Consider the following 11,851-nt stretch of genomic DNA (forward strand, 5'->3'; position numbering starts at 1 on the left):
GGAGACGCGCCGGCCGGACCCGGGTTGACTTGACGATAAGGATGACGAATGAAAAAGCGATTTGCATTGGGTGCGGCCTGTCTCGCGTTCGGCGCCGGCAACGCGCGCGCCGTGCCCTATCAGGACGTGTTGCTGGCGGCGGTGCCCGAGTACAACGGCAGGATGACGGAGGGCGTCGCGCTGTACGGTTCGCTCGACATGGGGATCAACTACCAGACGGTCGGCGGCCGTTCGCTGTGGCAGACGCAGAGCGGCGGCGAGTGGACCTCCAAGTTCGGCTTCTTCGGCCGCGAGAACCTCGGTGGCGGCTGGCGCGCCGAGTTCAACCTCGAAAGCGGTTTTCTCGCGAACAGCGGCGCGCAGCAGGATGCGCAATCGACGTACAACAGGCAATCGTGGGTCGGCCTGTCGTCGGACAGCTACGGCCGGTTGCGTCTCGGCAAGCAGATCGGCACGGCGCTGCCGCTGTTCATCGACGTGTTCGGCACGGTGGGCACGAACTCGGTCTATACGTGGCTGGGCGCGGCAGCCGTGCAGACGAGCCGCGGCGTCGGCTACAACTCGGACCTCGGGCCGGGGGCGACGCAATTGCCGGCGCGCGTCGACAACGCCATCACCTACCGTACGCCGATCGTCGCGGGCACCACGTCGCTGATGCTGATGCTTGCGCCGAGCAACGTGGCCGGGCGGGCACCCGCGGCGTCCGCGCAAGGCGCGCTGCTGCAGTGGTACAACGGCACGACCTATCTGGCCGCGAGCTACAACCAGGTGTGGGGCGTCAACGGGGCGAGCACCGTGCGCAACGACCTGTACGGGCTCGGCGCCGTCTATGACACCGGGCGGATCGTGCTGTCCGCATCGTTCAACCAGTACGCGCCGAAGCTGGCCGGCGACGGCATTGCGCGCGTCTACACGCTCGGCGCGATCGTGCCGTTCGGCGTCAATGCGATTCGCGCGTCGGTTGTCTATCGCGGTACGTCGGGTGTGCGCGACGCGGCCGGCCAGCCGGCCAGGGATTCGGCACTCGGTGCGATGCTGGGCTACGACTACCTGCTGTCGAAACGCACGGGCCTCTATGCGCGTGCGGGGTTCATCCGCAACTACGGCATCTCGACCGTGTTGCTGAACGGCAATCCGCTGCCGACCGAGTCGGGCGGAACGACACCGCGCACCGGGACGACACCCGTGACGCTGTCGCTCGGCATGTATCACAACTTCTGAACGGGAATTTTCGATGCATACCCTGAATCGCACGGCCGCTGCGCCGGTCGAATCCGGGCCGCGCGTAACGCGCCGCACGGTCGTTGCGGCCGCACTCGGCAACGGGCTCGAATTCTTCGACTTCACCGTCTACAGTTTCTTCGCCGCATTGATCGGCAAGCTGTTCTTTCCCGCGTCGAGCGATCTAGGCGCGCTGATGCTGTCGCTCGCGACGTTCGGTGTCGGGTTCGTCGCACGGCCGCTCGGCAGCGTCGCGATCGGCGCCTATGCGGACCGTGCCGGCCGCAAGCCCGCGCTCGTGCTGACGGTCGCATTGATGGCGCTCGGCACCGGGATCATCGGCTTCGCGCCGACCTATGCGCAGATCGGCATCGCCGCGCCGCTGCTGATCGTCGTCGGGCGTCTGCTGCAGGGCTTTTCGGCGGGTGGCGAAGTGGGGGCCGCGACGACCTTGCTGATGGAGTCGGGTGACACCGGTCGGCGCGGCGAGCGGGTGAGCTGGCAGATGGCGAGCCAGGGCGGTGCGACGCTCGTCGGCGCGTTCGTCGCGCTGACGCTGTCGCGGGCACTGCCGCCCGACGCGCTGCACGCGTGGGGGTGGCGCGTCCCGTTCGTGCTCGGCCTGCTGATCGGCCCGGTCGGCTTTTACCTGCGGCGCCACCTGGACGATACGCTGCCGCACGCAGCGGCCGGCGCGCCGCGCGTGCGTGCGCGCATTCCGTGGCGGCAGGTCGCGGCCGGCACGCTGCTCGTGATCGGCGGCACGTCGACCACCTATACGATCGTGTTTTTCCTGCCGTCGTTCCTGACGCTGACCGTCGGCATGCCGGCATCGGTGTCGCTGCTGTCGGGCTGCGCGGCAGGTGCAGTGCTGCTGATCGGTTCGCCGTTCGCCGGGCGGCTCGCGGATCGCGTGCGTCGTCGCAAGCGGCTGGTGGGCGTGACGTGCGTCGCGTCGGCCGTGCTCGTGCTGCCGGCGTTTTACGCGATGAAGATGTGGCCGTCGGCGGGCACCGCGGTTGCGGTCGTGATCGTGCTGATCGGCTTGATGACACTGTCGAGTCCGGCCGGCTTCGTGATGATCCTCGATGCGTTTCGGCCCGAGGTGCGGGCGATGTCGCTCGGGATGATCTATGCGCTCGGCGTGACGATTTTCGGCGGGTTCGCGCAACTGATCGTCGGCGCGATGTGGCGCGCGACCGGCAGCTTTTACGCGCCTGCGTGGTATGTGCTGGGATGCAGCGTCGCGAGTCTGGTCGGTCTGGCGCTGTTCGCGGAAGCGTCCGACGTGGAAGGCAGGCGGTGAACGGGAGGGGCGGACACGTAACGTGCCCGCCTTGGGGATGGTGTGCACGACGAACGGATGGGCGGGGCCGCTCCGTTCATCGCGCGTGGGCTGTCGCGCAATCAGGCCGCGTCGCTCAGCGCCGGGTAATCGGTATAACCCGTTTCGCCTTCCGCGTAGAACGTCTCCGGCACCGGCTGGTTGAGCGGTGCGCCGAGTTCGAGGCGGCGCGGCAGGTCGGGGTTCGCGATGAACAGCTTGCCCCATGCGATCGCGTCGGCGTTGCCGCTGGCGAGCGCGGCTTGCGCGGTGTCGAGCGTGAACTGCTCGTTGGCGATCAGCGGGCCGCCGAACGCTTCCTTCAGGCGCGGGCTCAGGTGGTCGCCCGAATACGATTCGCGCGTGAAGATGAACGCGATCTTGCGGCGGCCGAGTTCGCGCGCGACATAGCCGAACGTGGCCGCCGGATCGGAATCGCCCATCGTGTGCGCGTCACCGCGCGGTGCGAGGTGCACGCCGACACGGCCGGCGCCCCACACGTCGATCGCGGCGTCGACCACTTCGAGCAGCAGGCGCGCGCGGTTCTCGATCGGGCCGCCGTACGCATCGGTGCGATGGTTGGTGCTGTCCTGCAGGAACTGGTCGAGCAGGTAGCCGTTCGCGCCGTGGATCTCGACACCGTCGAAGCCGGCGGCCTTCGCGTTCTCGGCACCCTTGCGGTACGCGGCGACGATGCCCGGGATCTCGTCGAGTTCGAGCGCGCGCGGCGTCACGTACGGGCGCTGCGGACGCACCAGGCTCACGTGGCCACCCGCGGCGATTGCGCTCGGTGCGACCGGCAGGTCACCGTTCAGGAACACCGGGTCGGAGATCCGGCCGACGTGCCAGAGCTGCAGCACGATGCGCCCGCCGGCCGCGTGCACGGCCTGCGTCACCTGCTTCCAGCCTTCGACCTGTTCGTCGGACCAGATGCCGGGCGTGTCGGCATAACCGACGCCCTGCGGCGTGACCGACGTTGCTTCGGTAATGATCAGGCCGGCCGATGCACGCTCGCGGTAATAGCGCGCCATCAGTGCATTCGGCACGCGCGCCGTACCCGCACGGGCGCGGGTGAGCGGCGCCATCACGATGCGGTTCGGCAGGGTCAGGTCGCCGAGGGTAACGGGGTCGAACAGTGTAGGCATGGCAGATAACCTCTTCACGAAAGGCGGGGAAGCCGGCGCGTCATGTGCGGCGGCGGCCCGCATGGCCGGTTCGGCCGTTGGCTAGAGTTCGCGGCGCAGTGCGTCGTGAAATGCGTCGATGACGGCCTCGTTGCGCTGGAAAAACGCCCACTGGCCGATCCGCGTCGACGTCACGAGCCCCGCGCGCTGCAGCGTCGCGAGGTGCGCGGAGACGGTCGATTGCGACAGCCCGCAGCGCGCGTCGATCTGGCCCGCGCAGACGCCGTGTTCATACGGCAGCGTCTGGTTCGGGAAATGCACGTCCGGCGTTTTCAGCCAGGCGAGGATTTCCCGGCGCACGGGGTTCGAGAGCGCTTTCAGGATCGCTTCGATGTCGAGTTCGGTCGGCATGGACAGGTTTGGCGTTTCGCTCGGGTAACGAGGTATCGTCGATGGGCGAATCTTATATCGGAATTTGACGATATGTTTGAAAGCATTGCCGGCAATAGGGTTGATAGCGAAGGGCGATTGCGGGGACAGGGCAAGGCGACCGCGAAGGACGCGGAGCGGAGCCGCCGTCCCGCCACGCGCCATCCGGCCCTCAGTCGGGCACGTCGACGATCTCGTACCTTCCCTGCGTCGCATCGACGCGGGCGGGTAGCCGCGAGCTTCGGCAACTCGAGCAGTGCCTCGTCGCCGGATCTGCCCGGGCGATGCACCGCGTTGTGCATCCTGTGGGATGCTACGCGGCGAGGCGCGACCCGGACGGGTTCGACGCGGCCGATCGCGAGCAATCCGGCCAGGCGCGCCGATCGATCGACGCGCGGGTGCGCATCGCAACGTCATGCCGGTTCGTCCATCGCGCACGAACCGATTTTTTTGCGGAGTTCTTTCATGTCTGTTCGGGCCGTCATCTTCGATTTCGATCTGACGCTTGCGGATTCGTCCGCCGCGATCGTCGCGTGCACGGAGTACGCGTTGCATCAGCTGGATGCCGCCGGCGCGACGCCGGCGCAGATCGCGGCCGTGATCGGGCTGCCGCTGCACGAGATGTTCCGCTCGCTGACGGGCGAAACCGAGCCGGCGCGGGCCGACGCGTTCGCGCGGCACTTCGTGGTGCGGGCCGACGAGATCATGGTGCGCGGCACGCGCATCTATCCCGAGGTGCCGCCCCTGCTCGCGCGTCTGCGCGAGCAGGGGCTCGCGGTCGCGATCGTTTCGTCGAAGTTTCGCTACCGGATCGAGGCGATCCTTGCGCTGAACCAGTTGCAATCGCTCGTCGACGTGCTGATCGGCGGGGAAGACGTGCAGCGTCACAAGCCCGATCCCGAAGGGCTCGTGCTGGCGTTGGCGCGGCTTGGCTTGCCGGCTCGTTCGGCGATCTACGTGGGCGACCACGCGGTGGACGCGCAGGCGGCCGAGCGCGCCGGCGTGGCATTCGTCGGCGCGGTGAGCGGGATGACGTCGTTCGACGGATGGGCACGTGCGGGCAGGCAGGCGGTCGCCAACCATATCGGCGAACTGGACGCGATCGTGCAGCGGATGCAGTGCGACTCGTCCGCGGCATCGGGCTGACGCGCCCCCGGGTGGCGCCCGCGCCGACGCGCCGCGAGTAGCGTTGCGCCCCTTGCCGAGGCGGGAATCGCGGTGTCGAGCACACGTTCACTGCCGAGGGTGGTCGCAACCGCCGCGTCGGCGAGCGGGTCGTCGACGATTCGCTCTGCTACGATCCTCAACACCATGCGCCCGGTGCGGATATCGGCACGCTGCCCGATTCGCAGCGCGTGCCGGTGTTCGACTACCCGGCCACCGGCGACGGATTTCGCGACCTTCGCCGTTAAAGTCATATCCGCCACTCGATCCGTCGCCATGTCACTCATTTCCGTCGCCTTCGCCAACCTCCGGTTCTTTCGCGTGCTGCCGGCCGCCCGAACGCTGTCATGCGCCGTTTCGCTCGCGGCAGCCTGTGCCGCCATCGGCATGCCGGGCGGCGCGCGTCCAGCCGAAGCCGCCACGCTCACGCAGCGCGAACGCCTCGAGGCGCCGGTCAAGGCCGTCGCCGGCCAGCGCGTGGCCGTCGATACGCCGCAGGGCCATGCGGTGCTGCCCGTCTACGCCAATCGTCCGCTCGACCAGGCCGCGCCCGATGTCACGCGGGTCTTCGTCGTGATTCACGGCACGCTTCGCAATGCCGACGCGTACTACGTATCGGGGCGCGAGGTCGTCGAAAAGGCCGGTGCGGCCGGCAAGGGCACGATGGTCGTCGCACCGCAGTTCCTGACGCGCGCCGATACGCGCGCGTTTTCGTTGCCCGCGCAGACGCTCGCCTGGACGCAGGAAGGATGGAAGGGCGGCGACGCGGCCCGTCAGCCGGGGCCGATCAGTTCGTTCACCGCGCTCGACGCATTGCTCGCGCATTTCGCCGACCGCAGCCTGTATCCCGCGTTGTCGAGCGTGGTCGTGATCGGCCATTCCGCCGGCGCGCAGTTGCTGCAGCGCTATGCGGTGGCCGGACACGAAGGCGACGCGCTGGTGCGGGCCGGCATCCCCGTGCGTTATGTGGTCGCGAACCCGTCGAGCTACCTGTATTTCGACGACGAACGGCCGGACGGCCAGGCGATCGCAGGCGGCACCTGCCCGCGCGCGAACGAGTGGAAATACGGGCTGGAGTCGGCGCCGCCCTATGTCGCGTCGCAGGACGTGCGCGCACTCGAAACGCGCTATGTGGCGCGTCATGTCGTGTACCTGCTCGGGCAGGCCGACACGAACCCTTACACGCACTTCATCGACCGTTCGTGCGCGGCGATGGCACAAGGCCCGTACCGGCTCGCGCGCGGGCTCGCGTATTTCGACTACCTGAAGAGGCGGCATCCGGACGATCTCGCGCAGCAGGTCGTCGAAGTGCCGGGCATCGGGCACGACAATCGCGGCATGTTCACGTCCGCCTGCGGGCTCGCCGTGCTGTTCGGGCAGGCGCTGCCGCAATCGTGTCCGGTCGTCGCCGGTACCGCGCCGGCCGTGCGTGCGGAATTGCCGTAAGCCTTCGTGCCGTCGTCGTGCCGTCGTGTGATTTCGCCATGCTGCCGGCGCGCGATGGCGGTGCCGCGCGTCAGGCCGGTGTGCCGGCGCCCGGCGCCGCGTCCGGGTCGAATACCGTCAGCCCTTCCGTCGGGTCCGTCGGCAGTTCCCACGGACGTGCGGCGATCGCCCGCCGCGCGGCGTCGTAACCGGCCTGCCTGCGGGCCGCGATGCCGGCCGGCGTGAAATCGATGTCCTTCAGCTGATTGTCGCTGGCGAGGCGCGGCGCCGCGAGCTTGACCAGGTGCATCGTGGTTTCGCATCCCCACGCGGCGAGCCGGCGCACGGCCGGCGACGCGCGTTCGGCTTCCGGCACGTGGCGGGCCAGTTCGCGGATCACGTGGCGCAACCGGTGGATCTGCTGCTGGCGCGCGATGTGGCTGTCGGTGCGGCTCGCGTACTGGATGTCCTTCTGTCGCTCCGACACCTGCCAGATGCTCTCGGGCTCGGGGCCGGCCGGATTCCACATCTGCACCGAGAAGATGATCGAGCTGCGGCGCGGATTGTCGTCGAGCACGACCTCGACCGGCGTATTCGAATACACGCCGCCGTCCCAGTAAGGCTCGCCGTCGATCCGTATCGCCGGAAACGCGGGCGGCAGCGCGCCCGAACTCATGATGTGCTCGATCTCGAGCCGCGTATCGCGCGAATCGAAATAGCGCATCGTGCCGGTGCACGCATTGACCGCGCTGACGGTCAGGCGCGGGCGGCCTGCGTTCAGCAGGTCGGGGTCGATCAGCGACGCGAGTGTGTCGCGCAGCGGTGCGATCCGGTAATACGACGCACGATCGACGCCGAGGCGCACCATCGGCCCGAGCCACGATGCCGGATTGGGCTGGAAGAATCCCGCGATGCCGCCGCCGATGATCATCAGCTCGGCCAGCATCCGGTCCCAGCCGGGCACCAGCGGCGGGACGTCGAAACGGGTTCGTTCGGTCACGCGCCGCCAGAACGCCGACAGCCTGTCGTAACGCTGCTCCGGCGGATTCCCGGCGATCAGCGCCGCGTTGATCGCGCCGATCGACGTGCCGACCACCCAGTCGGGCCGGATCCCGGCTTCGTCCATCGCCTGAAAGACGCCGAGCTGGAACGCGCCCAGTGCGCCGCCGCCCTGGAGCACGAGCACGACTTGTCCGGGGAGGTTCATGCGTGCCGGTTCGCTCGCGGTCATGGCTCGCCTCGCTGCGTGTGAAGGTGGGTCGGAACCGAATGGCTCGATTCAGTGTAGGCGATGGCCGGCGGGGATCGCGCGCCGCGCATCGGCGATTCGCGCCTGCTTCGCCGGTCGCTTCCGGCGCTTCCGGTGCTTCGGCGCGGTGGTCGGCGTCGCGAAGCCGGCGCCCGGCGCTCGGCGCGCGCGCCGTGCTTCGCGGTGCATCCGCGAGCGACCGGCGTCACGCGTCCGGGTAAGGCGTGCCGTCCTTGTGCAGGAACCGGCCGTCGCGGCTCGGGCTCATCATGTCGATGTCGGCGCAGGTGATCACGTCGTCCGGCGAACGCGAGCCGACCTCGAGATAGACGGCGAGCGCCTCCGACCGGTTGACCAGGTGATGGCCGTTGCCGGAGCCTTTCGGAAACGCCGCGCAGTCGCCCGCGCGCAGCACGGTTTCGCCGTCGTCCTCGATCATCACGAGTTCGCCTTCGAGCACGTAGACGAATTCGTCTTCGTCGGAATGCCAGTGGCGCTGCGCCGACCAGCCGCCCGGCGGCACGCGCATCAGGTTGACGCCGAAATCGCGCAACCCGCCGGCGTCGCCGACGCGCTGGCGGATGCGCTGCGCGCACGGCGCGTCGAACGGCGGCGGATAGCCGCTGCCGCGGCGTTCGGGCACGGCGCTGAGGTCGATCCTGGGCATGGGCGGCTCCGTCGGCCACGCGGGCGAATGGGATGCGGGCATTGTAGGCGCCGCTGCCCGCCATTCGTCCGCGCGTGTCGTGGTGCGCCGCGTCATTCCACCGTGATGGTCTCCTTCATGTACGGGTGAATCCCGCAGAACACCTTGTAGACGCCCGGCTTGTCGAAGCGGAACGAGTACGTGTCGCCCTGGTCGAGCGCCGACGAGTGAAAGATGCCGGCGTCGTTGACGACCGTATGCGGCTCTCCGTCGAGGTTCTTCCACGTGACCGTCGTGCCGGCCTTGATCGTGGTCGACATCGGCGAAAACATGAAATTGCGGATCGTCACGAGCGGGCCGTCCGGGCCCTGGGCGAATGCGGCGAGCGGGGCGGTGGCGCACAGGATCAGCGCCGCGACGAGGCTGGCGTGCTTGAAGCGGGTCATGTCGGTCTCCTTGTGGTTCGGTGCGTCAGGCCAGCGTTGCATCGTGCAGCGACGACGCAACCGGATGGCCCGCGAATTCGACGGTCGTCACGCCGAGCATCGCGGGCAGCCGGTCGCGCGGCACCGTGAGCGGCACGGGGCCCGGGCCGTTGCCGGCCGTCGGCTGCGGGAACGCGGTGGAGCGCGCGGTGTGGAACGTCACGTTGCCCTCGACCTTCGACACGATCTGGTGGATGTGTCCGTTCAGCACGGTGACCGAGCCGAAGCGTCGCAGCAGCGCCATCGTCTGCGGCGCGTCGCCGGTGCCCCAGCCCCACGGCTCGTAGATGGTCCACATCGGCATGTGCGAGAACACGACGATCGGCGTGCTCGACGAGCGGCCCTTGAGATCCTGAGCGAGCCACGCGAGCTGGTCGTCGCCGAAGCTGCCGAGCCCGTTCGGCTTGAAGTGCATCACGTTGACGAGGCCGATGAAGTGCACGCCCGCGTGATCGAAGCTGTAATAGCCGCGGTTGTCCGACGCCTTGCCGAACCGGCTGAAATATTCGGCGCCCGAACCGTCGGTGACGTCGTGCTCGCCGGGCACCGTATGCAGTTCCGGCACGCGCAGCGCGGACAGCAGCTGCGACGCGTGGTCGAACTCCTCGGCCTTGGACAGGTGCGTGATGTCGCCCGTGTGGATGGCCAGCGCGGGCATCGCCGGCATCCCGTTGACGAGTTCGATCGTCTGCTTGAGCGTGGCCGATACATCGGGATTCGCATCCTTGTTGAAGCCGATGTGCGTGTCGCTGACCTGCACGAACAGCGGCTTGCCCGCGTTGGCCGGGAGCGCGTCGCCGGTCTGCGCGAGCGCCAGGTCGAACGGCGTCAGGATGCCGCCCGACAGCGTAAACAGCGTGCCGAGGCCGCCGAAGGCCATGCATTGCAGGGCCTTGCGGCGCGACGGGCGGGTGGGGGTCGATGAAGACATGGGAGCCTCGCAATCGTGTGACGAAACGGGACGGCCGGATCGTCCTGGAATAAACCGGCGCCTTCGCGTGCCATACCGGCGAAGCGGCGGATTTATTCCCGCGCGCGACGCGGTCGATCACCCGTGTTCACGGATTGCGCGGCAATGCGCTGTTCCTGAAAGATGACCTGTCAATGTCCTGTAAGTGACACGTCACATTTGCGTCACGGCCGATCGATAGCCTGCCACTCCGAGTCACCTCTCCGGAGCCCCTTCATGCCGAATCTCGCGGCAACGGAAACCAGCGGTGCGGTCAGCAACCGCACGCGTGCCGTCAGCCTCGCGCTGTTTTTTCTGATCATTGCCTGCGGCATCGTCTACGTCGGTGTTCATCTCGGCGCCGATCTCAGCCCCGTCAAGGAGAGCTCGGTCCTCCCGTTCCTGCTGCTGATCGTCGCGCTGCTGATCGCGCTCGGCTTCGAATTCGTGAACGGCTTTCACGACACCGCGAACGCGGTCGCGACCGTCATCTATACGCATTCGCTCGATCCGCACCTCGCGGTCGTCTGGTCGGGCCTGTGGAACCTGTGCGGCGTGCTCGTGTCGAGCGGCGCCGTCGCGTTCGGCATCCTGCAGTTGCTGCCGGTCGAGCTGATCCTGCAGGTCGGCAGCGGCTCGGGTTTCGCGATGGTGTTCGCGCTGCTGATCGCGGCCGTCACGTGGAACCTCGCAACCTGGTATTTCGGCCTGCCGTCGTCGAGCTCGCACACGCTCGTCGGCTCGATCATCGGCGTCGGCCTGATGAACCAGATCGTCAGCGGCCCGTCGGGCACGAGCGGCGTCGACTGGAACCAGGCGCTCGGCGTCGGCAAGGCGCTGCTGTTCTCGCCGCTGATCGGCTTCGTGCTGTCCGCGCTGGTGCTGTTGCTGCTGAGGGCGCTCGTGCGCGTGCCGGCGCTGTATCAGGAGCCGAAGGGCAACACGCCGCCGCCGTTCTGGATTCGCCTGCTGCTGATCCTGACCTGTACGGGCGTGTCGTTCGCGCACGGCTCGAACGACGGGCAGAAGGGCATGGGTCTGATCATGCTGATCCTGATCGGCGTGATGCCGACCGCGTATGCGCTGAACAAGGCCGTGACGCCGGACCAGACGAGCACGTTCGTCGCGGTCGCGCGCCATGCGTCGACGACGCTCGTCAAGTACGCGGACCCGGCCGCGCAGTCCGCCAACCCGCGTGCCGATGTCGAAGCGTACGTGCGCACGCGCAAGCTGACCGCCGCGACGATCCCGGCGCTGGGCAAGCTGACCGACACGATTGCCGACCAGGTCGCGCAGGCCGGCGGGATCTCGAGCGTGCCGCAGAACCTCGTCGACAACGTGCGCAACAACATGTACGTCGCGTCCGAGGCGATCCGCCTGATGGAGAAGGCGAAGGCACCGGCGTTCTCGGTCGAGGACGCGAGCGCGCTCGAAGCATTCAGGAAGCAGATGGACCGCGCGACGAAATTCATCCCGACGTGGGTAAAGGTCGCGGTCGCGATTGCACTCGGCCTCGGCACGATGGTCGGCTGGAAGCGGATCGTCGTGACGGTCGGCGAGAAGATCGGCAAGTCGCATCTCACGTACGGGCAGGGCGCGTCGGCCGAAGCCGTCGCGATGCTGACGATCGGGATGGCCGACGCTTACGGGCTGCCGGTGTCGACGACGCATGTGCTCGCGTCGGGCGTGGCAGGCACGATGACGGCGAGCGGCGCGGGCCTGCGCTGGGATACCGTGCGCAACCTCGTGCTCGCATGGGTGCTGACGCTGCCCGCATCGATCGCGCTGTCGGCGGCGTTGTACTGGGCGCTGCACAGGCTGTTCTGATTCGCGCC

General features: G+C 68.2%; 11 protein-coding genes. 5 read left to right on the top strand and 6 right to left on the bottom strand.

All coding sequences use genetic code 11. From position 1 onward, the window contains the following. Window positions 1–48: 48 nt before the first annotated feature. Both DPV79_RS32335 and DPV79_RS32340 read left to right on the top strand, forming a co-directional pair. Entirely contained in the window at window positions 49–1,221 is a 1,173-nt protein-coding gene (locus DPV79_RS32335) for a porin (protein ID WP_113047365.1), read from the top strand. Window positions 1,222–1,234: 13 nt separating this feature from the next. After that, entirely contained in the window at window positions 1,235–2,527 is a 1,293-nt protein-coding gene (locus tag DPV79_RS32340; RefSeq protein ID WP_113047366.1) for an MFS transporter, read from the top strand. Between the two features lie 101 nt (window positions 2,528–2,628). On the opposite strand, the gene DPV79_RS32345 is transcribed toward DPV79_RS32340, so the two are convergent. After that, a complete protein-coding gene (locus tag DPV79_RS32345) occupies window positions 2,629–3,690 on the bottom strand; it encodes an alkene reductase (RefSeq protein ID WP_059684001.1) in 1,062 nt (353 codons plus the stop codon). An 81-nt stretch (window positions 3,691–3,771) separates the two neighbouring features. Beyond that, the gene (locus DPV79_RS32350; protein WP_027789442.1) at window positions 3,772–4,080 is read right to left on the bottom strand and encodes an ArsR/SmtB family transcription factor; all 309 of its coding nucleotides are present in this window, start codon (window positions 4,078–4,080) and stop codon (window positions 3,772–3,774) included. Between the two features lie 483 nt (window positions 4,081–4,563). Between DPV79_RS32350 and DPV79_RS32355 the strand changes: the two genes are divergently transcribed. Both DPV79_RS32355 and DPV79_RS32360 read left to right on the top strand, forming a co-directional pair. Beyond that, entirely contained in the window at window positions 4,564–5,244 is a 681-nt protein-coding gene (locus DPV79_RS32355; protein ID WP_059589192.1) for an HAD family hydrolase, read from the top strand. A 294-nt stretch (window positions 5,245–5,538) separates the two neighbouring features. Next, window positions 5,539–6,708 (top strand): alpha/beta fold hydrolase, encoded by a 1,170-nt coding sequence (locus DPV79_RS32360; protein ID WP_113047367.1) that lies wholly within the window; start codon window positions 5,539–5,541, stop codon window positions 6,706–6,708. A gap of 70 nt (window positions 6,709–6,778) precedes the next feature. Here DPV79_RS32360 and DPV79_RS32365 read toward each other — a convergent pair whose 3' ends face one another. The 4 genes from DPV79_RS32365 to DPV79_RS32380 all read right to left on the bottom strand — a co-directional run bounded on the left by DPV79_RS32365 (window position 6,779) and on the right by DPV79_RS32380 (window position 9,998). Beyond that, on the bottom strand, window positions 6,779–7,918 hold the full coding sequence (locus tag DPV79_RS32365) for a patatin-like phospholipase family protein (protein ID WP_113047368.1): 1,140 nt from the start codon (window positions 7,916–7,918) through the stop codon (window positions 6,779–6,781). 223 nt (window positions 7,919–8,141) lie between these two features. Further along, window positions 8,142–8,603: a cupin domain-containing protein gene (locus DPV79_RS32370; RefSeq protein WP_021163626.1), complete on the bottom strand. Its 462-nt coding sequence runs from the start codon at window positions 8,601–8,603 to the stop codon at window positions 8,142–8,144. Window positions 8,604–8,695: 92 nt separating this feature from the next. After that, window positions 8,696–9,028, bottom strand: coding sequence for a cupredoxin domain-containing protein (locus DPV79_RS32375; RefSeq protein ID WP_021163625.1), 333 nt, complete (start codon window positions 9,026–9,028; stop codon window positions 8,696–8,698). A gap of 25 nt (window positions 9,029–9,053) precedes the next feature. Then, window positions 9,054–9,998: a metallophosphoesterase family protein gene (locus tag DPV79_RS32380; RefSeq protein WP_059494822.1), complete on the bottom strand. Its 945-nt coding sequence runs from the start codon at window positions 9,996–9,998 to the stop codon at window positions 9,054–9,056. A 255-nt stretch (window positions 9,999–10,253) separates the two neighbouring features. On the opposite strand from DPV79_RS32380, the gene DPV79_RS32385 reads away from it, so the two are divergent. Then, a complete protein-coding gene (locus DPV79_RS32385) occupies window positions 10,254–11,843 on the top strand; it encodes an inorganic phosphate transporter (protein ID WP_021163623.1) in 1,590 nt (529 codons plus the stop codon). The last annotated feature ends 8 nt before the right edge of the window (window positions 11,844–11,851 follow it).

The organism is Burkholderia reimsis, assembly GCF_003294055.1.
Classification (GTDB): Bacteria; Pseudomonadota; Gammaproteobacteria; order Burkholderiales; family Burkholderiaceae; genus Burkholderia; species Burkholderia cepacia.